The organism is Bradyrhizobium sp. USDA 4501, assembly GCF_054062115.1.
The window spans coordinates 8525567-8544876 of record NZ_JBSSEX010000001.1 but is presented as its reverse complement, the minus strand read 5'-3'; the positions used below and the strand labels follow the sequence as shown (position 1 = coordinate 8544876).

Annotated in this window: 17 protein-coding genes and 1 pseudogene; 3 read left to right on the top strand and 15 right to left on the bottom strand. The window is 64.6% G+C overall.

Translation table 11 applies throughout. The features are described 5' to 3' along the window. The first annotated feature begins 46 nt into the window (after positions 1 to 46). Positions 47 to 370 (top strand): KTSC domain-containing protein, encoded by a 324-nt coding sequence (locus tag ACVWZM_RS39830; RefSeq protein ID WP_141342145.1) that lies wholly within the window; start codon positions 47 to 49, stop codon positions 368 to 370. A 12-nt stretch (positions 371 to 382) separates the two neighbouring features. Here ACVWZM_RS39830 and fabZ read toward each other — a convergent pair whose 3' ends face one another. The 14 genes and pseudogenes from fabZ to ACVWZM_RS39760 all read right to left on the bottom strand — a co-directional run bounded on the left by fabZ (position 383) and on the right by ACVWZM_RS39760 (position 17524). After that, a complete protein-coding gene (gene fabZ / locus ACVWZM_RS39825; protein WP_016841580.1) occupies positions 383 to 841 on the bottom strand; it encodes a 3-hydroxyacyl-ACP dehydratase FabZ in 459 nt (152 codons plus the stop codon). Next, positions 841 to 1902: a UDP-3-O-(3-hydroxymyristoyl)glucosamine N-acyltransferase gene (lpxD, locus tag ACVWZM_RS39820; protein WP_057016499.1), complete on the bottom strand. Its 1062-nt coding sequence runs from the start codon at positions 1900 to 1902 to the stop codon at positions 841 to 843. Before lpxD ends, fabZ begins: the two co-directional genes overlap by 1 nt. Before the next feature lie 32 nt (positions 1903 to 1934). Next, positions 1935 to 4475, bottom strand: coding sequence for an outer membrane protein assembly factor BamA (bamA, locus tag ACVWZM_RS39815; RefSeq protein WP_057016498.1), 2541 nt, complete (start codon positions 4473 to 4475; stop codon positions 1935 to 1937). A 175-nt stretch (positions 4476 to 4650) separates the two neighbouring features. Next, positions 4651 to 5802 carry an RIP metalloprotease RseP gene (rseP, locus tag ACVWZM_RS39810; RefSeq protein WP_028339659.1) on the bottom strand — a complete coding sequence of 384 codons (1152 nt, stop codon included), beginning with the start codon at positions 5800 to 5802 and terminating at the stop codon, positions 4651 to 4653. Between the two features lie 44 nt (positions 5803 to 5846). Then, positions 5847 to 7073 carry a 1-deoxy-D-xylulose-5-phosphate reductoisomerase gene (gene dxr, locus ACVWZM_RS39805; protein ID WP_253623835.1) on the bottom strand — a complete coding sequence of 409 codons (1227 nt, stop codon included), beginning with the start codon at positions 7071 to 7073 and terminating at the stop codon, positions 5847 to 5849. 4 nt (positions 7074 to 7077) lie between these two features. Beyond that, positions 7078 to 7927, bottom strand: a pseudogene (locus ACVWZM_RS39800) (phosphatidate cytidylyltransferase). After that, the gene (locus tag ACVWZM_RS39795) at positions 7924 to 8682 is read right to left on the bottom strand and encodes an isoprenyl transferase (RefSeq protein ID WP_057016496.1); all 759 of its coding nucleotides are present in this window, start codon (positions 8680 to 8682) and stop codon (positions 7924 to 7926) included. The pseudogene ACVWZM_RS39800 and the gene ACVWZM_RS39795 overlap by 4 nt, the downstream one beginning before the upstream one ends. Before the next feature lie 21 nt (positions 8683 to 8703). Then, positions 8704 to 9267, bottom strand: a complete 564-nt coding sequence (frr, locus tag ACVWZM_RS39790; RefSeq protein ID WP_028334007.1) for a ribosome recycling factor — start codon at positions 9265 to 9267, stop codon at positions 8704 to 8706. Between the two features lie 74 nt (positions 9268 to 9341). Then, complete coding sequence (pyrH, locus tag ACVWZM_RS39785) at positions 9342 to 10058, bottom strand: UMP kinase (RefSeq protein WP_028334006.1); 717 nt, start codon at positions 10056 to 10058, stop codon at positions 9342 to 9344. A gap of 71 nt (positions 10059 to 10129) precedes the next feature. Beyond that, positions 10130 to 11053: a translation elongation factor Ts gene (gene tsf / locus ACVWZM_RS39780; RefSeq protein ID WP_057016494.1), complete on the bottom strand. Its 924-nt coding sequence runs from the start codon at positions 11051 to 11053 to the stop codon at positions 10130 to 10132. Positions 11054 to 11180: 127 nt separating this feature from the next. Beyond that, positions 11181 to 12173, bottom strand: a complete 993-nt coding sequence (locus ACVWZM_RS39775; RefSeq protein ID WP_057016493.1) for a 30S ribosomal protein S2 — start codon at positions 12171 to 12173, stop codon at positions 11181 to 11183. A gap of 218 nt (positions 12174 to 12391) precedes the next feature. Beyond that, complete coding sequence (gene dnaE / locus ACVWZM_RS39770) at positions 12392 to 15916, bottom strand: DNA polymerase III subunit alpha (RefSeq protein ID WP_253623833.1); 3525 nt, start codon at positions 15914 to 15916, stop codon at positions 12392 to 12394. A gap of 477 nt (positions 15917 to 16393) precedes the next feature. Further along, a complete protein-coding gene (locus tag ACVWZM_RS39765) occupies positions 16394 to 16597 on the bottom strand; it encodes a GDCCVxC domain-containing (seleno)protein (RefSeq protein WP_253625991.1) in 204 nt (67 codons plus the stop codon). Positions 16598 to 16789: 192 nt separating this feature from the next. After that, positions 16790 to 17524, bottom strand: coding sequence for an outer membrane protein (locus ACVWZM_RS39760; RefSeq protein ID WP_028333998.1), 735 nt, complete (start codon positions 17522 to 17524; stop codon positions 16790 to 16792). 222 nt (positions 17525 to 17746) lie between these two features. On the opposite strand from ACVWZM_RS39760, the gene ACVWZM_RS39755 reads away from it, so the two are divergent. Together ACVWZM_RS39755 and ACVWZM_RS39750 are read left to right on the top strand one after the other, a co-directional pair. After that, the gene (locus ACVWZM_RS39755) at positions 17747 to 18112 is read left to right on the top strand and encodes a DUF3551 domain-containing protein (RefSeq protein ID WP_456855990.1); all 366 of its coding nucleotides are present in this window, start codon (positions 17747 to 17749) and stop codon (positions 18110 to 18112) included. Between the two features lie 114 nt (positions 18113 to 18226). Then, positions 18227 to 18499: a DUF3551 domain-containing protein gene (locus ACVWZM_RS39750; protein WP_456855988.1), complete on the top strand. Its 273-nt coding sequence runs from the start codon at positions 18227 to 18229 to the stop codon at positions 18497 to 18499. Between the two features lie 111 nt (positions 18500 to 18610). Here ACVWZM_RS39750 and ACVWZM_RS39745 read toward each other — a convergent pair whose 3' ends face one another. After that, positions 18611 to 19309 (bottom strand): ABC transporter ATP-binding protein, encoded by a 699-nt coding sequence (locus ACVWZM_RS39745; RefSeq protein ID WP_016840545.1) that lies wholly within the window; start codon positions 19307 to 19309, stop codon positions 18611 to 18613. Between the last annotated feature and the right edge of the window lies 1 nt (position 19310).

Sequence of the window (19310 nt, the reverse complement as noted above, 5' to 3'; positions counted from 1 at the left end):
TGACGTATGATGACGGCCTGTTGCAAGAGAAGGTCGCAACCGAACCATGGTCCGGGCCGCCGCGCTGATCCTCAGCCTGCTCTCTGCGCCAATCGGCCCGGAGACGGTCGATCTCGGCAACAGCACGGCGGTCGATCTCTCGAGCTTCGAATGCCACGACATCAACCGCAGCACGATCGTCCAGCGGGTCTGCTACAGCACGGATCAACGCGCGCTGCTGGTGGCGGTCAGAGGCAGCTACCAGCATTATTGCGGCGTCCCTGCCGAAACCTACGACGCGCTGATGAACGCACCGTCGATGGGCATCTTCCTCAATCGCGTCCTGCGGATCGCGGGCGCGGACGGCCGCTACACCTGCACCACGTCGTGAGACCGGCGCGGCCTAATCCGTCAGCATCGCACCGACATCGGCTTCGGCGACGACCTGACCGTTGACCTTGGCATCGCCGTGAAACCACCACATCGTCTTGCGCCGGCCGAGCGAGCGCATGTGATACTCGATGGTGTCGCCGGGCATCACCGGCTTCCGGAACTTGCACTTGTCGATGGTGAGGAAATACACCGCGCGCGGCTTCTCGGTGCCCTCGACCGACTTGATGCCGATGACGCCGGCGGTCTGGGCCATCGCCTCGATCATCATCACGCCGGGGTAGACCGGGCGATCCGGGAAGTGACCCTGGAACGGCGGCTCGTTGAAGGTGACGTTCTTGATGCCGATGCCGCTGTAGTCGGTGCGGATCTTGATCACCCGGTCGATCAGCAACATCGGAAAGCGATGCGGAAGCGTCTTCAGGATATCGTTGATATCCACCAGCTCGAATTTGACCGGTGCCTCCTCCATCACTCCTGCCCCTCACCTTTGGCTTCGTTGTCGCGCACCAGACGCTCCACTGCGATAATTTCCCTGAACCACTGCTTGGTCGGCTTGGCGAAATGCCCGCCCCACCGACCGTTGGCCGGGATATCGTCCTTGACCGCGCTCATCGCCGTCACCTGGGCGCCGTCGCCGATCTTGAGGTGGTTGTTGATGCCCACCTTGGCGCCGAGCGCGACATTGTCGCCGATGGTCAGGCTGCCGGCGAGCCCGATCTGGGCCGCCAGCAGGCAGTGCCGGCCGATCGTCACATTGTGGCCGATCTGGACCTGATTGTCGATTTTGGTGCCCTCGCCGATCACGGTGTCGCGCAGGGAACCGCGGTCGATGGTCGAGGCGGCGCCGACCTCGACATTGTTCTGGATCACCACGCGGCCGGTCTGCGGCACCTTCACATGGCCGGCCGGCCCGAAGAAGATGAAGCCGTAGCCGTCCTGGCCGATATTGCAGCCGGGATGGATCAGGACGTTGTTGCCGATCAGCGCGAACTGAATGGTGGTCTTGGCGCCGACATTGCAGTCGCGGCCGATCTTGACATCGGCCCCGATCACCGCGCCGGCGCCGATGATGGTGCCCGAGCCGATCTCGACCCGCGGGCCGATCACGACCAGCGGATCGACGATGACGCCGTCCTCGAGGCGCGCGGTGGGATCGATGATCGCCGACGGCGCGATCCCCTCGGTGTCGAACCAGGATTGCGGCCGCAGGGCATCGGCGTGCCATTCGCGGGCGAGCTCGACGAACACCTGGAACGGCTTCGCCGCCCGCAGCACGGCCGTGCCCTTCGGCACCTGCGCCTCGAAGCGCGGGCTGACCAGACACGCCCCGGCCTTGGTCGCGGCAAGCTGGTCGGCGTATTTCAGATTGTCGAAAAAGGCGAGATGCATCGGACCGGCCTCGTCGAGCGAGGCCAGCCCCCTGATCTGAAGCGCGCCCCTTTCGGGGTCGACCAGTTGCGCCTTCGTCAGCGCGGCTATTTCAGCCAGCGATGACGAAGGAGGACTCTTGTAGAAGATCGGCTGCGCCATTCCATCCGTCGCAGTCCGGTTGGCAATCGGTCTTAGAACGTCGTACCGCCGCCAAACCGGAATTCTTGCGTGCGGTCAAACGCACCCTTGGTCAGCGGCACCGCGTAGTCGAAGCGCAGCGGGCCGAACGGTGACTGCCAGATCAGGCCGACACCGACCGAGGTGCGGACAACCTTGCTGTCGTCGTAGCTCAGGCCAAGGCACGTACCCGGAGACGGCGGATTGTTCGTCGGCCTGACACAGCCAGGCACGTTGACTTCGCCGGTCGCCGCCCACGAGGTCGGGCCCTGGTAGTCGTACAGCCCGCCGGCGTCGGCATAGACCGCGCCCTTGAGCCCGACTTCCTTCGGCAGGAACCAGAACGGCATCTGCAGTTCCGCCGACACGCCCCAGTACTTGGTGCCGCCGATGGCATCCATGGTGCCGTACGGGTTGATGTCACGCGGACCGATACCGTTCGGCGCGAAGCCGCGGACCAGGTTCGGGCCCATCTGGAAGTGATCGAGCATGCGCAGATCCGAGGTCCCGAGCTTGTTCAGGATGCCGCCCTGGGCGTGGATCACGCCGACGATGTCGGAGACCAGCGGGGTGTAGTACTTCGCGTCGATCGCGGTCTTGATGTAGCTGACGTCACCGCCAACACCGGCGAAGTCCTGCTTGAAGTCGACGATCAGACCGTCGGTCGGGTTCTTGTTGTTGTCGAGCGTGTTGTAGTTGAGCGTGTAACCCAGCGCCGATGTGAGGGTCTTGCCGCCCGCCAGCTCCTTGCGGACCGGCAGCGAGGCTTCGCCGTCAAAGAAGCAGCCGAGACCATTGGTCGACACCAGGCTGATCCCGTTCAGGTTCGCATAGGCCGGGCTCGGATTGAACGCGGGGTTGGGCGTTCCATCCGGCAGGGTCGGCACGTTGTTACAGTTGTTCAGCGTCGACGGCAGGGTGATTTCCTGCTGGTAGATCGAGTAGCGCAGCTGCAGCGACAGATCTTCCCGCAGGCTGAAGCCGAGCCGCGGGCTGAAGCCCAGCGTCTTGGTGCCGTAGGCGATGTAGCTGTTGGACAGCTGCTGGCGCTGATAGAGGTCGAGGCCGAGCGCGACGCGGTAGTCGAGCAGATAGGGCTCGACGAACGACAGCGAGTAGCCGCGGGCATACTGGCCGTAGGTCACCGACGCCTTCGCGTACAGGCCGCGGCCGAGCAGGTTGCGTTCGGAGACGCTGACTTCGGCCAGCGCGCCGTCGGTGGTCGAGTAGCCGCCCGACACCGAGAAGTCGCCGGTCGATTTCTCCTCGAGATCGACGATCAGGATGACGCGATCGCTGGAGGAGCCCGGCTCGGTGGTGATCTTCACCGTCTTGAAGAAGTCGAGGTTCTTCAGCCGGCGCTCGGCGCGGTCGACCAGCGCACGGTTGTAGGCGTCGCCTTCCGAGATATCGAACTCGCGGCGGATCACGTAGTCGCGGGTACGGCTGTTGCCGCGGATGTTGATGCGCTCGATATAGGTGCGCGGACCTTCGTCGATCGCGAAGGTGATCGACACCGTGTGATTGTCGAAGTTGCGATCACCGCGCGGCCGGACCACCGCGAATGCGTAGCCGCGGCGCGATGCCTCGATCTGCATCTCCTCGACCGACTTCTCCAGCGCCTCGGCGTTGTAGAGCGAGCCGACATTGACGCGCGAGTAGGTGCGCAGCGCGTTCGGGTCGAGCGTTGCGATCGACGACGTATAGTTGACCGACGCGACGCGGTACTGCTGGCCTTCCTCGATCTTGAAGGTAACCAGGAAGCCCTTCTTCTCGGGATCGTATTCGGTCAGCGCGGCCACGACCTGGACGTCGGCATAGCCGTTCTTGAGATAGAAGCGACGCAGCAGGTCGCGATCGGCCTCGACCCGGTCGGGATCGTAGACGTCGTTGCCGCCGAGGAAGCTCAGGATGTTCGATTCGCGGGTCTTGATGACGTCGCGCAGACGGGACGCCGAATAGGCGCTGTTGCCGATGAACTCGATCGACCGGACGCCGGTCTTCACGCCTTCATTGACCTCGAAGATCAGGTCGACGCGGTTGTTCGGCTGCTCGATGATCTGCGGATTGACCCGCACGTCATAGCGGCCGGACCGACGGTAGATTTCGGCGATGCGCAGGGCGTCCGACTGGACCATCGGGCGCGAGAACGTGCCGCGCGGCTTGGACTGAACTTCAGCGGTGAGCTGCTCGTCCTTGATCTTCTTGTTGCCCTCGAAGGCAACGCGGCCGATCACCGGGTTCTCGACCACGACCACGACGAGGCGCCCGCCCCGTTGGTCGATATGGACGTCCTGAAACAGGCCGGTCTCGATCAGCGCCTTCAGACCGTCGTCGATCTGGGCCTGGGCCAGCCGACCGCCCGGTCCGGGATGGAAGTAGGAGCGGATGGTTTCAAGCTCGACACGGCGGTTCCCCTCCACCGTGATCGAATCGACGGTCTGCGCCGACGCAGGCACAGACACAGCTACGGTCGCCAAGGTGGCAACCACCGGCGCGGCGAACATGACCAAGGCGGCGAACAGCCCCCCCCTCACTCGCATTCCAAACATCATGCGCAATGCGCCCTTATCTTAACGATGCCAGATCGTTCCCCAACGACCCGACAGATTCCCAACCTGCCGCTCAGCTTGTAACCAAATTTGCCAAGGGGGCAAACTTACTAGAGCTGAACATTTCCATTTTCGTTCCAAGACGTTGCCCATTGGCAACGCCACAAAAAAGCCCGTTTCAGGACCCGGCGATCCTGAGGATGTCGTTATACGTCGCAAACACCATCAGCATCAGGACCAGACCCAGCCCGATTCGGAAACCCACCTCCTGCGTCCGCTCCGAGAGCGGGCGTCCCCGCAGCGCCTCCGCGCTGTAGAAAAGCAGGTGTCCGCCATCCAAAAGCGGGATCGGAAACAGGTTCAGCAGGCCGATCGAGACCGACAGGATGGCGCAAAGGTTGATCACGAACTGGAACCCGGCGCTCGCGGCCTGCCCCGACAGCTTCGCGATTCCAATGACGCCGCTCACCTCGGCCGGATTGCCGGTTCCAACGAACAGCGACCCCAGGAACTTGAACGTGCTGGAAATGATGTACCAAACCTGCTCGACGCCGATCTTGAGGGCCTCCAGCACGCCGACCGAGGCGCTGGTCGCTTCGCCGACCTGAGCCTTGTGCTCGATTCCGAGCACGCCGATTCGGTGGGCATTGCCGAAGGGGTCCTTGACCTCCCGGAGCGCCGGCGTCGCCTTGAGCGCGACAATCGCACCATCGCGCTTCACCTTGAATCCAAGCTCTGAACCAGCATTCGAAGCTACAATCCGCTGCATGTCGGCGAAGCTCTGGATCGCGCTGCCGTCGATATCCACGACGACATCGCCGACCTTGAAGCCGGCGTTCGCGGCGACGCTTTCGGCCACTAGGCCGTCGACCCGGGCAATCGTGCTCGGCTTGCCGTAGTAGAGCGCCATGCCCGCGAAAATCAGGGCGCCGAGAATGAAGTTCGCCACCGGGCCGGCCGCAACGATGGCGGTGCGCTTTCCGACCGATTTGTGATGGAAGCTGCCTTCACGCTCTTCCGCCGTCATGGCGGCGAGCGTCTCGGTGGACGGCGTCGAAGCCTCGCTGTCGTCGCCGAAGAATTTGACGTAACCGCCGAGCGGAATCGCCGAGATCTTCCAGCGCGTGCCATGCCGGTCGTTGAAGCCGGCGAGCTCCGGGCCGAAGCCCAGCGAGAACGTCAACACCTTCACGCCGGCCCAGCGCGCGACCAGGAAGTGGCCGAGCTCATGGAAGAAGACGACGATGGTCAGGACGAAGAGGAAGGGAACGATGGTACCGAGAAGCCCATGACTCAACGCATTGATACTATGAATAAAATACTCGGGCATTCGATTTTCCCTCGACAAGAGCCAAAGGCTCCGTCCCCAACCCTCTAGGTTGCCTTTAAGGCAATTTGAGGCAATAGGGCGGCAGCTTTATTTCGCGCGATATGGTCAACGGAAATCGCATCATCCGCCGAGTGCAGTGGTGGCTGGTTCCCTGACTTGATCCAATCGTTCATCGTCGCCTCGACCAGCCGGGCGATCGCGCCGAACTTGATCTTGCCGGCGATAAACGCGGCGACCGCGATCTCGTTCGCAGCGTTGTAGACCGTCGTCGTGCCGTGCCCCATCCGCAACGCCTCGTAGGCCAGCCGCAGCCCCGGGAAGCGCTCAAAATCCGGCGCCTCAAAGGTGAGCTGTCCGATCTTGGCGAGGTCGAGCTTGGCGGACGGGCCGACGACGCGGTCGGGCCAGCCGAGGCAATGCGCGATCGGGATCCGCATATCGGGCGTGCCGAGTTGGGCGACCACCGAGCGATCGGAGAACTCGACCATGCCGTGGATGATCGACTGCGGGTGCACCAGCACGTCGATTTCGTCGGGCGTCAAAGCGAACAGATAGGACGCCTCGATCACCTCGAGACCCTTGTTCATCATCGAGGCGGAATCGATCGTGATCTTCTGCCCCATGCTCCAATTCGGATGCTTCAGCGCCTGTTCCAGCGTCGCCTGCTCGATGTCGGCGGGCGCCCAGGTACGGAACGGGCCGCCGGACGCGGTGATGATCACCCGCGTCAGTTCCTCGCGGTTGCCGGAAGCCAGCGCCTGGAATAGCGCATTGTGCTCGGAGTCCGCCGGCAGGATGCAGGCGCCGGCCTTCCTCGCCCGCTCCATGAAGATATCGCCGGCGCAGACCAAACATTCCTTGTTGGCCAGCGCGACGGTGGCGCCACGATCGACCGCGGCAAGTGCGGGCTTCAGCCCGGCCGCGCCGCTGACCGCCGCCATCACCCAATCGGCCGGCCGCGCGGCCGCTTCGGTGATCGCGCTCTCCCCGGCCCCGCATTCGGTCCGGGTTCCGGCCAGCGCGTCCTTCAGCTCCGAAAGCTTCGCCGGATCGGCAATGGCGGCGAACCGCGCGCCGAATTCCTTGGCCAGCTTGGCGAGGCCCTCGACATTGCTGTTCGCGGTCAGCGCCTCGACCCGGTAGCGGTCGCGCGCGCCGCGCAGCAGATCCATCGTGCTGTCGCCGATCGAGCCGGTGGCACCGAGGACGGTTACAGTCCGCAGGGCGGATGCCGCCGCGGCCTTGTTGTTACGCAACGGAACTGCGCTCATCTCATCACCAAACCATAAGACCGCGCCCGACGCCATCGGCGCCACCACGGAGAAAGCCGAAAATCGCCGCCACAATGACGGCCGCAACAAATCCGTCCAGGCGGTCCAGGAGGCCGCCATGACCGGGAATGATGTGACTCGAATCCTTTACGCCGAACCGCCGCTTCACCGCGGATTCGAAGAGATCGCCAAGTTGCGAGACCACCGACAACACGGCGCCGAGCATCAAGAGCGGACCGGTCGAGCCGATCTCAAAGGCGGCAAAGCCGGCCGCGACCAGCAGGCTCGCCCCGAAGCCGCCAACCGCGCCCGCCCATGTCTTCTTCGGGCTGACCCGCACCCAGAGCTTCGGCCCGGCCGATACTGCGGCCCGCGAAGTAGCCGCCGATATCGGTGACCCACACGATCAGCAACACGAACATCAGCGCGGCAAAGCCCTTCGCCGTGTCGAGGCGCAGCAGGACCGATGCGATCTCGGCCCCTGCCGCATAGAGCAGTCCCGCAATGGCCCAGTTGCGCCGCGCGCCGGACGTCAGTGCCACAACAACCGCACCGGCGGCGAGCACGATCAGGGCCGCATCGATACGGCCGGCCATCAGGCATAGTCCGGCGAGCAGCAACGCGACCACGCCGGGCACCACGACACGGAGCTCGCGTCCGAGTCCGGTGACAACAAGCCATTCCGCGAACAATCCGGCCGCCGCCAATGTCACGAGGAGCGACCAGGCGACGCCGCCCATATAGGCCAGCGCGATCGCAACCGGCGCCAGCACCAGCGCCGCAATCACGCGCATCGCGAGATTGCGCGACCCCTGCTCGTTTGCTGCCGCCGGCGCGGCCTCGCCCTCGGTCACGATCCGGTTTTCGCAGCGAGCCCGCCGAACCGGCGCTCGCGCTTGCCGTATTCCGCAATCGCGCCTTCGAGCGCCGCCTTGTCGAAATCCGGCCAGTGAATCGGCACGAACACGAGTTCGCTATAGGCGGCCTGCCACATCAGGAAGTTGGACAGACGCTGCTCGCCGCTGGTGCGGATAATCAGATCCGGATCCGGAATGTCGGGCGCATCGAGATATTGCCCGAGCGTGTCGGCATCGATGGAGTTGGCGTCGCGCTTGCCTTCGGCGACCTCGCGCGCAAGGCGCCGCGCCGCGGCGGCGATCTCCGCCCGCGAACCATAGTTGAAGGCGACCACAAGGCTGAGCTTGACGTTGTTCTTCGTCAGCTCCTCTGCCTCGTTGAGCAGCGCGCAGATGTCGGCGTCAAGCCCGTCACGCTCGCCGATCACGCGCACCCGCACCCCGTCACGATGCAGCGTCGCCAGATCGTTGCGGATGAAGCGGCGCAACAGGCCGAACAGATCGCCGATCTCGCTCGCGGGCCGCGACCAGTTTTCCGAGCTGAAAGAAAAAATGGTGAGATAGACGATGCCGAGTTCATGGGCCGCACGCACCACGCGGCGCAGCGCTTCGACGCCGCGGCGATGGCCCTCGACGCGCGGCAAGCCGCGCGAAGCGGCCCAGCGCCCGTTGCCGTCCATGATGATGGCCACATGCAACGGACTGCCGGAGCGATCCGGTCCGTCAGCTGCTGGGGCGGCGGCGTTCGACATCGGCTCGTTCCCGTAGCGCCTTCAGACCGTCAGGATTTCCTTTTCCTTGGCGGCAAGCAGCTGATCGACTTCGGCGATCACGCCGTCGGTCGCCTTCTGCACCTCGTTCGACAGGCGCTCCTGATCGTCCTCGGAGATCTCGTGATTCTTCTCGAGCTTCTTGATCACGTCGAGGCCGTCGCGGCGCACGTGGCGTACCGCGACCTTGGCCGCTTCCGCGTATTTGTGCGCGACCTTGACGAGCTCCTTGCGGCGCTCCTCATTGAGTTCGGGAATCCGCAAGCGCAGCACCTGTCCTTCGGTCGCCGGCGACAGGCCGAGGTTGGAGTCGACGATTGCCTTCTCCACGGCCTTGACCATCGTCTTGTCCCAGACCTGCACCGAGAGCAGGCGCGGCTCGGGCACGCTGATGGTGGCAACCTGGTTGAGCGGCATATGCGAGCCGTAAGCCTCGACCTGGACCGGCTCCAACATAGAGGCCGCGGCACGGCCGGTGCGCAGGCCGCCGAGCTCGTGCTTGAGCGATTGCGTGGCGCCCTGCATGCGGCGCTTCACGTCGTTGATGTCAAAACCAGCTGCGGCCATGACGTTTCTCCCTTTCACTAGAAACCGGCTGTCGACGCCCTCGGGTCCAAAATCTGGACCCGGAGGCGCGGCAATCAGCCGGCGACGACGGTGCCGTGTCCGGTACCGCGCAGAATCGCACCGATCGAACCGGGCTCCGCGATAGAGAACACGATGATAGGCAGCGACGTCTCGCGGGCAAGTGCGAAAGCGGTCGCGTCCATGACCTTGTAGCCGCCCTCGATCGCCTGCGAATGGGTTAGGCGGTCGAAGCGCTTGGCTTTGGGGTCCTTCTTCGGATCGGCGCTGTAGACGCCGTCGACATTGGTGGCCTTCAGCACCGCCTGCGCACCGATTTCGGCCGCGCGGAGCACGGCGGTGGTGTCGGTCGTGAAGAACGGGTTGCCGGTTCCGCCGCCGAGCAGGACGATGCGTCCCTCGGCGAGATATTTGTGCGTTGCACTACGGGTGAACAGCTCGGAAATCTCCGGCATCACGAATGCCGACAAGGTCCGCGCCGGGGTTCCCTTGCGCTCGATCGCCGCCTCCAGCGCGAGGCAGTTCATCATGGTGGCAAGCATACCCATGGTGTCGCCGGTCGGCCGGGAGACACCGCGCGAGGACACCTCGACGCCACGGACGATGTTGCCGCCGCCGATCACGACGGCGACCTCGATACCGAGCTTGCGGGCTGCGATCAGGTCGTCGGCGATGCGATCGACCGTCGGTTGATCGATACCGAACCCGTGGGAGCCGGCCAGATATTCGCCGGACAGCTTGATCACCACGCGACGATAGATCGGCTCAGCCATGATGCAATCGCTTTCTTATCCCGCGCAGGCAGGCTTCCGGCGCAGAGCGCCGGACGCCCTGGTGTCAGCGGTTACTTCTTGCCGCTGGCGGCCGCGACTTCGGCGGCGAAGTCACTTTCCTGCTTCTCGATTCCCTCACCGAGAGCATAGTTCACAAAGCCAGCGATTTTGATCGGCCCGCCGACCTTACCCTCAGCTTCCTTCACCGCCTGGGCAACCGACTTGCCGCTATCGTGGATGAAGGCCTGATCGAGCAGGCAGACCTCCTTGTAGTAGGTCTTCAGGCCGGAATCGACGATCTTCTCGATGACGTTCTCCGGCTTGCCCTGCTGGCGGTACTTGTCGGCCAGCACGTCCTTCTCGCGCTTGACGGTCTCCGGATCGAGCCCGGCCGGGTCGAGCGCCAGCGGCTTGGCCGCCGCGACGTGCATGGCGAGCTGGCGGCCGAGCACCGCGAGCTCGTCGGTCTTGCCGGCGGACTCCAGCGCCACGATCACGCCGATCTTGCCGGCGCCCTCGACAACCGCGTTGTGGACATAGCTCGACACCACGCCCTTGCTCACCTCGAGCGAAGCGGCGCGGCGCAGCGTCATGTTCTCACCGATGGTCGCGATCGCGTCGGAGATCGCGGTCTCGACGGTGACGTCGCCGACCTTGGCCGCCTTGATCTTCTCGACGTCAGCGCCGTTGTGCAGCGCGACCTGGGCGATCATCTTGACGAGGCCCTGGAACTGCTCATTGCGCGCAACGAAGTCGGTCTCCGAGTTGACCTCGACCAGCACGCCCTTGGTGCCGGAGGTCAGCGCGCCGATCAGGCCCTCGGCCGCGACGCGGCCGGCCTTCTTGGCGGCCTTGGAGAGGCCCTTCTTGCGCAGCCAGTCCTGCGCTTCCTGCATGTCGCCGTTGTTCTCGGTCAGCGCCGCCTTGCAATCCATCATGCCCGCGCCAGTCGACTCGCGGAGCTCCTTGACCATCGCTGCTGTGATCGTTGCCATCGTTCAATGTCCTTCTTGCCTGTACAGAAACCGCGGCGCCCGATGGCGCCGCTATCTGCGACAGGGAGATCGTTGTTCGTGGAATAGAAGCGGCGGCCGGGCGAGACCCGGCCACGCCGCGTAGCCTTTATTCCGCTTCGGCGAGCGTCTTGGCCTGGGCGACCCAGGCGTCGGCACGGCTCGGCAGACCGACTTCTTCGCCGATCTTGTGCGCGGTGTCGTGGTCGAGCTCGGCGAGCTGCCAGTAGTGGAAGATGCCGAGGTCGTTGAGCTTCTTCTCGATCGCACCGGACACGCCGGTGAGCTTCTTGAGGTTGTCGGCGGTGCCGCGCGGGCCGGCGAGGCCCTGGAAGCCGGACGGCGCAGCCGCCGGAAGGTCTTCCTGCACGGGCGTCGCCGACGCACCGATGTCGATTCCGGAATCACCCTGAGCGCGCGAGATGCCATCGATGGCGGCGCGCGCCACGAGATCGCAATACAGCGAGATCGCGCGGCCGGCGTCGTCATTGCCCGGCACCACATAGGTGATGCCCTTCGGGTCCGAATTGGTGTCGACGATCGCCGCGACCGGGATGTTGAGCCGCTGGGCTTCCTGGATCGCGATGTCTTCCTTGTTGGTGTCGATCACGAAGATCATGTCGGGAAGGCCGCCCATGTCCTTGATGCCGCCGAGCGAACGGTCGAGCTTGTCGCGCTCGCGCTGCAGCGTCAGCCGCTCCTTCTTGGTGTAGGAGTTGGCTTCGCCCGACGACAGCACGTCGTCGAGATGACGCAGGCGCTTGATCGAGGCCGAGATCGTCTTCCAGTTGGTCAGCGTGCCGCCGAGCCAGCGCGAGTTGACGAAGTACTGCGCCGAACGCTTGGCAGCGTCGGCAACGCCGTCCTGGGCCGAGCGCTTGGTGCCGACGAACAGGATGCGGCCGCCCTTGGCGACGGTATCGCTGACCGCCTGCAGGGCACGGTGCAGCATCGGCACGGTCTGCGCGAGGTCGATGATGTGGATGTTGTTGCGGGCGCCGAAGATGTAATCCTGCATCTTCGGATTCCAGCGGTGGGCCTGGTGGCCAAAGTGAACGCCAGCTTCAAGCAACTGACGCATAGAAAAATCGGGTAGCGACATAGTGATAATTCTCCGGTTGGTTCCTCCGGAAACGTGTGAGCAAACGCGCCTGAATGGCCCGGTTGCCACCGGACGGCCTTGAGAGCCATGTTTCCGTGTGAGATGGCGCGCTATATAGCGCGATTTGCGCCAGAAGCAAGGAAATACGGCCGGTTACACCGGCCGGCCGGGCCCAATTCGTGCCGAAACGGCCCTGTTTGGCGTCCGGAGTCCCCAGTTTACAGGGTCTGCACGTCGACCACGCCCGCCACCGCCTTGATCGCGCCGGCGATCTGCGGCGAGACCTTGTAGCGGCCGGGCAGCTTCATCTCCACCTCGGTTTCGAGGTCCAGCATCATCACCAGCGAGACGTCGCCATCGGCCCCCGCCGCCGGTGGCGGCGCGGCGGCCGGCTTCACGGCCGGTGCCTTTGCGGCGCCGCCCGGGGCAGGCGCGGCTTCCGGCATGTTGAGCCGGCGGGCGATCGACTCCAGCGGCTTGGTGTCGCGCACGAAGATCCGCAGGCCCTTCTGCGTCTTGGCCGCGGCGTGATCCAGCGGCTCGGCGTGCAGCACCCTCGCCCGCACGTCCTCGCCCTGCAGCTCGGCGCCGAGCTGCAACAGCACGGCCGCTCCCGGTTCGAGCACGTCGCGGTATTGCGCAAGGCCTTCCGAGAAGAGCACCGCTTCGAAATGGCCGGTCGGGTCCGACAGGCCCATGATGCCCATCTTGTTGCCGGTCTTGGTGCGGCGCTCCATGCGGGACACGACGGTTGCCGCGACCTTGCCGGCGGTGGCGCCGGTCTTCACCGCGCGCGAGAACTCCGCCCAGGACTGCACGCGCAGCCGCTTCAGCGCGGTGGCGTAGTCGTCGAGCGGATGGCCCGACAGGAAAAAGCCGATGGCGTCGTATTCGCGCCGCAGCCGGTCGGCGGGCAGCCACGGCTCGATCTGCGGCAGCATGATGCTCGGCGCATCCGCCGCGCCGCCGAACATGTCGTTCTGGCCCGAGGTCGCCGCCTCATGGCTGCGCTGGCAGGCGGCGAGGATCGCATCGGCGCCGGCGAAGACGCGCGCGCGGTTCGGCTCCAGCGTGTCGAAGGCGCCGGCCGCCGCAAGGCTCTCGATGATCCGCTTGTTGACGGCGCGCGGGCTCACCCGCGCGGCGAAATCGGCGAGCGAGGTGAAGGCGCCCTTCTTGTTGCGCTCCTCGATGATCTGCTCGACCGCCTGGATGCCGACGCCCTTCAGCGCCGCCAGCGCGTAGTAGATCGTGTTGTCGCTGACCTCGAAGGTCGCGCCGGAGCGATTGATGTTGGGCGCCTCGACCTTGATGCCGAGCCGCTGCGCCTCGGAGCGGAATTCGGACAGCTTGTCGGTGTTGTTGAGTTCGAGCGTCATCGACGCCGCCAAAAACTCGACCGGGTAGTGCGCCTTCATATAGGCGGTGTGGTACGACACCAGCGCATAGGCCGCCGCGTGGCTCTTGTTGAAGCCGTAGTCGGCGAACTTGGCGAGCAGCTCGAAAATCGTCTCGGCCTGGCCCTTCGCCACGCCGTTCTTCATCGCACCGTCGACGAAGATGTCGCGCTGCTTGTCCATCTCGGCGCGGATCTTCTTGCCCATCGCGCGGCGCAGCAGGTCGGCCTGGCCGAGCGAGTAGCCCGCCATCTGCTGCGCGATCTGCATCACCTGTTCCTGATAGATGATGACGCCGAAGGTCTCCTTCAGGATCGGCTCCAGGATCGGATGCAGATATTCCGATTCCTCGTCGCCGTGCTTGCGCGCGCAATAGGTCGGGATGTTCGCCATCGGGCCCGGGCGATACAGCGCCACCAGCGCGATGATGTCCTCGAAGCGGTCCGGCCGCATGTCGATCAGCGCGCGCCGCATGCCCTGGCTTTCCACCTGGAACACGCCGACGACATCGCCCCGCGCCAGCATCTGATAGCTCGGCGCATCGTCGATCGGCAGCGTCGCGAGATCGACATGGACGTTGCGCTGCTTGAGCAGCTTCACCGCGACGTCCAGCACGGTCAGCGTCTTCAGGCCGAGGAAGTCGAATTTCACGAGGCCCGCCGGCTCGACCCATTTCATGTTGAACTGGGTGACCGGCATGTCGGATTTCGGATCGCGGTAGAGCGGCACCAGCTCGCTCAGCGGCCGGTCGCCGATCACGATGCCGGCGGCATGCGTCGAGGCATGGCGCGTCAGGCCTTCGAGACGCTGCGCGATGTCGAACGCACGCGCGACCACCGGATCCTCGTCGCGGAACGCCTGCAGCTTCGGCTCGCCCTCGATCGCCTGCGCCAGCGTCACCGGCGCTGCGGGATTCTGCGGCACCAGCTTGGTCAGCTTGTCCACCTGCCCATAGGGCATCTGCAGCACGCGCCCGACGTCGCGCAGCACGCCGCGCGCCTGCAGCGTACCGAAGGTGATGATCTGCGCCACCTGGTCGCGGCCGTAGCGCTCCTGCACGTACTGGATCACCTCGCCGCGGCGGTCCTGGCAGAAGTCGATGTCGAAGTCCGGCATCGAGACGCGTTCGGGATTGAGGAAGCGCTCGAACAGCAGCGCAAACCGCATCGGATCGAGGTCGGTGATGGTCAGCACCCAGGCGACCAGCGAGCCGGCGCCGGAGCCGCGGCCCGGCCCGACCGGAATGCCCTGCGCCTTCGCCCATTTGATGAAGTCGGAGACGATCAGGAAGTAGCCCGCGTATTTCATGCGGGTGATGACGTCGAGCTCGAAGGCAAGCCGCTTGCTGTAGTCCTCTTCGGTCATTCCCGGCGAGAGACCGTGCACCCGCAGGCGATTCGCGAGCCCCTCCTCGGCCTGGCGCTTCAACTCGGCGGCCTCGTCGGCGGCGGCATCGGCGCTGGCGGCGGCACCCACCGTGAAGAACGGCAGGATCGGCTTGCGGGTCTTCGGCCGGAACGAGCAGCGCTCGGCGATCTCCACCGTCGAGGCCAGCGCCTCCGGGATGTCGGCGAACAGCACCGCCATTTCCGCGCGGGTCTTGAAGCGGTGATCCGGGGTCAGTTGCTCGCGGTTGGTCTCGGCAATCAGATGGCCGCCGGCGATGCAGAGCAGCGCGTCATGCGATTCGTAGTCGTCATTGCTGGCGAAATACGGCTCGTTGGTCGCGACCAGCGGCAGGCCCTTGCTGTAGGCGAGATCGATCAGGCCGCCCTCGGTGCGGCGTTCCTTGTCGGCGCCGTGGCGCTGCAATTCGATGTAGAGGCGATCGCCGAACAGACTGGCGAGGCGCTCGCAGCGGGTGGTCGCCAGCGCCGCCTGTTCTGCCCGCAGCGCCAGCGCGATCGGCCCGTCCGGGCCGCCGGTCAGCGCGATCAGGTCTTCGGCGTCGTCGGTGAGCCAATCGAACTTGATGTGCGGGGTCTGGTTGACCGGCGTCTCCAGGAACGCCCGCGAGTTCAGCCGCATCAGGCTGCGGTAGCCGCGCTCGCGCGCCGCCAGCAGCACGATTCGCGCCGGGCCCGTCGTCGCAAGGATGCTGCGCGTATTCGGATCGACGTCGCCGAAATCCACCGCCAGCTCGCAGCCGACGATCGGCTGGATGCCGTAGCCGGCCATCTTGTCGGAGAATTCCAGCGCGCCGAACATGTTGTCGGTATCGGTCAGCGCCAGCGCCGGCTGGCGGTCGGCCTTCGCGAGCTCGCCCAGCTTGGCGATCTTGATCGAGCCCTTCAGCAGCGAATAGGCGGAATGAACGTGAAGGTGAACGAATCCGGCATTCGGCATGACTGCTTACGGAAGCTCTTGCGTCAGGGATGGAGCGAGCGCCAGGGCCGGAACTCGAAAGTGTCAGACCCGACTCGCAATCCCATGGTGGGGCCTGACCCCTGCCAAGTCCACGCCGAACGCGGCGTGGCGGCAAGTCCTCCTGCTTTTCCCCAGGGGCAGACCATGCCGCCGGCGATGCCCCTGTCCCCGCGGGCGCATTTTCAGAATTGGGTGATCAGCTGGGCCCACACCGCGATCATCCCGACGAACAGCGTGATCGATGCCAGCGCTGCAGCTTCTTGCACGAAAATCTTCAACATGGCCGCTCTCCCTGAACCGGAACGTATGCAGAACATTGTTCCTTTTTTGTTCTAGGAGTCAAGCAATGCCGGCGACCCAGTTCGAGAAGTGACCCCTGTGGTTAATTCCTGAGCGGCCGACGTCTCGCCGCCGACAGTGATCCGGATGGCGAACTCGTCTTGAGCCTCCGGGGAGCTAGTTACCGCAGCAATTCCCAGCCTGCCTGGGAGGGCAAGGGACCGTTCCGTATGAGCAAAAAACGCAGCAATCTCCTGCTTTCGGTTTCAGGCGAGTGCCGCAGCCCTTGCAATCATAGAAGAACCGGCAGGCGTCGGTCGGCATCGTCTCGATGGAGACATGGCCGCAGGACGGGCACGTCAGTTGGGAAGTCAGCTGCAGGTCCGTCATGCCGCGAATATGCGGCGTTAACTGTTCGGTTGGAAAGCCCCGCCCAATCAAACCCGACCCGAATCCCGGAGCGGACGGCAAAGCCTGTCCCCTGCTCCTGGCCGATCGGCGGCGCCGCCAGGCCAACAAAAAACCCCGGGCCGAAGCCCGGGGTTTTCGATGCCGCTTGAATTAAGCGAGCGATCAGTACTTCGCGATGACCGGGCCACCGAACTTGTAGTTCAGACGGCCGAGGACCATGTCGGTGTCGCCACCGGTGTGGAAGCCGGTCACGGCAACACCAGCCGGGGTCACGAAGGTCGCGCCATGGGTGTCTTCGAAGATGTGGTTGTACTCGACGCCGAGCGACCAGCCCTGCGAGAAGGCGAATTCGAGGCCAACACCGACCGTCGGGCTCCAACGGGTGTCGAAGCCGGTCTCGGACGCCAGATTGCCGGCCGCGTTCAGGAACTGGAAGTTGCGATCGGTGACCGCAGCACCACCCTTGGCGTACAGCAGGACGTTGTTCCAGGCGTAGCCGATCTGACCGGTGAACAGGCCGAACGCGTCGGTCTTCGAGCGAACGATGCCGCCCGGGACGACCAGATTGCCGGTGCTGCCGGAGAAGTCAGCCCAGTTGCCCTGAGCTTCCAGACCGAACACCCAGCCGCCGGCCTGCCAGCGGTAGCCGATCTGGCCACCGACGGTGCCGCCGTTGGCGTCGAAGCTTCCGACGCCGCCGAAGCCGTCGACCGAACGGTTGTCGTGGCTCTGGCCCCAACCACCGTTGATACCGATGTAGAAGCCAGTCCAATCATAAACAGCGGCAACCATGGGCGGCGGAGCCTTGGTGTAAGGGCGAGCCGCGAGGTCAGCCGCGGAGGCAGCAGTCGCGCTGAGCGCGAGCATGCTGGCGGTGACAAGCAAAATCTTTTTCATTTTCCCGTTCCAACTTTTTCTACAGGCCCCCAAGGCCGCGAGACACCGTCATAGCAGCCCCCGGCGGAATTGCTGTAACTTCGCGGCAACAGGCAGGGCCAAACGACTTCGCTCAAATTTGAAGTTAATACTGTATTACGGGCACTTCCTGGAGTTTTTGCCACATAATTGCCGCACAATCTTCACAATTCGGATCTGCGTGCGCAGCTGGGCGCAAGATCGTTGACCGGAACCGGCTTGTCCGATTTGGATCGTCGCCAGGGTCGAATCTTCGCAGCAAAAGGAATGCAGATGCGGACGATGATTCTTGCTGCTGCGGCATCGGTGGCTGCACTTGCAACGCTGGGGACTGCGCCCGCGCATGCCGTCGGCGTGCGTTACCCGTTCTGCATTCAAGGCGACCGCTATCCCGGCCTGAGCAACTGCTCCTATCCATCGTATGAGGCGTGCCTGGCCACCGCTTCGGGCATCGGGCAGAACTGCATCGCCAACCCCTATTATGCCGGCGACAACGACCCGCGCTCGTATCTTCACGTGTCCCCGCGGGACCCCCGTGAGGGCAATTTCTTCGACCTGTTCATCCACTGATACGCTCGGTCCGGCAACCCGGCGCGGGAATGTGAGTTGATCCGGCGCTGCGCACAGGTGCCTATTCGCGCGCGCTCGGCATCAGCATTGCCGGCGCCGACGAGGAGATTTCTGATGCGCAGTCTGATTCTGGCACTCTTGCCGACACTCCTGGCCTTGGCAGCCGCGCCGGCCAGCGCCCAGAAATACGATTCGACCTCGCCGGTCTGCAAAACCAACTACCGATGGGGCGGTGAGGATACCGACTGCGGCTACACTTCGATCGCGCAGTGCCAGGCTTCGGCGTCCGGCCTCGCGGCGATCTGCATGAACAACCCCTATTATGCCGGGCCGCCGATCGACAGGCAGCCGAGAGCATCCGGCAGACGGCCTCGCCCCGCTTATTGAGAGCCAGAAGTATTTTGTTCCGATCGAAGCGACACGGAAAAAGGCTCCGGATTCTCTCGTCTTAGCGCGGCTTCTTCACGCGCACCGCTAGCCAGTTCACGCGACGGCGCACTATTCGAGCTCGACAACCTGTCCGTTCGACAGCGACACCCGGCGATCCATTCGCGCGGCGAGATCCAGATTGTGAGTCGCGATCAGCATCGCGACCCGGGTCGCCTTCACGAGTTGCATCAGCGCGTTGAAGACGTGGTCGGCCGTGCCGGGATCGAGATTGCCGGTCGGCTCGTCCGCGAACAGTACCCGGGGCGCGTTGGCAACCGCGCGCGCGATCGCGACACGCTGCTGCTCGCCGCCCGAGAGCTCGGCCGGGCGATGGGTGATGCGATCGCCGAGCCCGAGATAGGAGAGAATCTCGGTCGACCGTTTCACGGTTTCGGAGCGTTTGAGGCCGCGAATCATCTGCGGCAGCATGACGTTCTCGAGCGCCGAGAACTCCGGCAGCAGCCGGTGCGATTGATAGACGAAGCCGATATCGGAACGGCGAATCTGGGTGCGGTCGACGTCGGACATCTGCGAGGTCGGCGTGCCCGCGACATAGACTTCGCCGTCATCGGGGGTCTCCAGCAGGCCCGCGATGTGCAGCAATGTCGACTTGCCGGATCCCGACGGCGCCACCAGCGCCACCGATTGACCGGGCCACAGCGCGAGATTGGCGCCGTTCAGGACGGTCAGCGTCGCTTCGCCCTGCCGGTATTCCCGCTTGATGTCATGAAGATAGACGACCGGTGTGTCTTCCGCCCCCTCCGCCATG

What these genes read in the sequence shown, in the direction of transcription:
- rseP (WP_028339659.1), bottom strand. Translation starts at nt 5,802, where the DNA reads ATGCCCGAGTATTTTATTCATAGTATCAATGCGTTGAGTCATGGGCTT.
- ACVWZM_RS39795 (WP_057016496.1), bottom strand. Translation starts at nt 8,682, where the DNA reads ATGTCGAACGCCGCCGCCCCAGCAGCTGACGGACCGGATCGCTCCGGC.
- ACVWZM_RS39750 (WP_456855988.1), top strand. Translation starts at nt 18,227, where the DNA reads ATGCGCAGTCTGATTCTGGCACTCTTGCCGACACTCCTGGCCTTGGCA.
- lpxD (WP_057016499.1), bottom strand. Translation starts at nt 1,902, where the DNA reads ATGGCGCAGCCGATCTTCTACAAGAGTCCTCCTTCGTCATCGCTGGCT.
- tsf (WP_057016494.1), bottom strand. Translation starts at nt 11,053, where the DNA reads ATGGCAACGATCACAGCAGCGATGGTCAAGGAGCTCCGCGAGTCGACT.
- ACVWZM_RS39760 (WP_028333998.1), bottom strand. Translation starts at nt 17,524, where the DNA reads ATGAAAAAGATTTTGCTTGTCACCGCCAGCATGCTCGCGCTCAGCGCG.
- pyrH (WP_028334006.1), bottom strand. Translation starts at nt 10,058, where the DNA reads ATGGCTGAGCCGATCTATCGTCGCGTGGTGATCAAGCTGTCCGGCGAA.
- fabZ (WP_016841580.1), bottom strand. Translation starts at nt 841, where the DNA reads ATGGAGGAGGCACCGGTCAAATTCGAGCTGGTGGATATCAACGATATC.
- ACVWZM_RS39830 (WP_141342145.1), top strand. Translation starts at nt 47, where the DNA reads ATGGTCCGGGCCGCCGCGCTGATCCTCAGCCTGCTCTCTGCGCCAATC.
- frr (WP_028334007.1), bottom strand. Translation starts at nt 9,267, where the DNA reads ATGGCCGCAGCTGGTTTTGACATCAACGACGTGAAGCGCCGCATGCAG.
- dxr (WP_253623835.1), bottom strand. Translation starts at nt 7,073, where the DNA reads ATGAGCGCAGTTCCGTTGCGTAACAACAAGGCCGCGGCGGCATCCGCC.
- bamA (WP_057016498.1), bottom strand. Translation starts at nt 4,475, where the DNA reads ATGATGTTTGGAATGCGAGTGAGGGGGGGGCTGTTCGCCGCCTTGGTC.
- ACVWZM_RS39745 (WP_016840545.1), bottom strand. Translation starts at nt 19,309, where the DNA reads ATGGCGGAGGGGGCGGAAGACACACCGGTCGTCTATCTTCATGACATC.
- dnaE (WP_253623833.1), bottom strand. Translation starts at nt 15,916, where the DNA reads ATGCCGAATGCCGGATTCGTTCACCTTCACGTTCATTCCGCCTATTCG.
- ACVWZM_RS39775 (WP_057016493.1), bottom strand. Translation starts at nt 12,173, where the DNA reads ATGTCGCTACCCGATTTTTCTATGCGTCAGTTGCTTGAAGCTGGCGTT.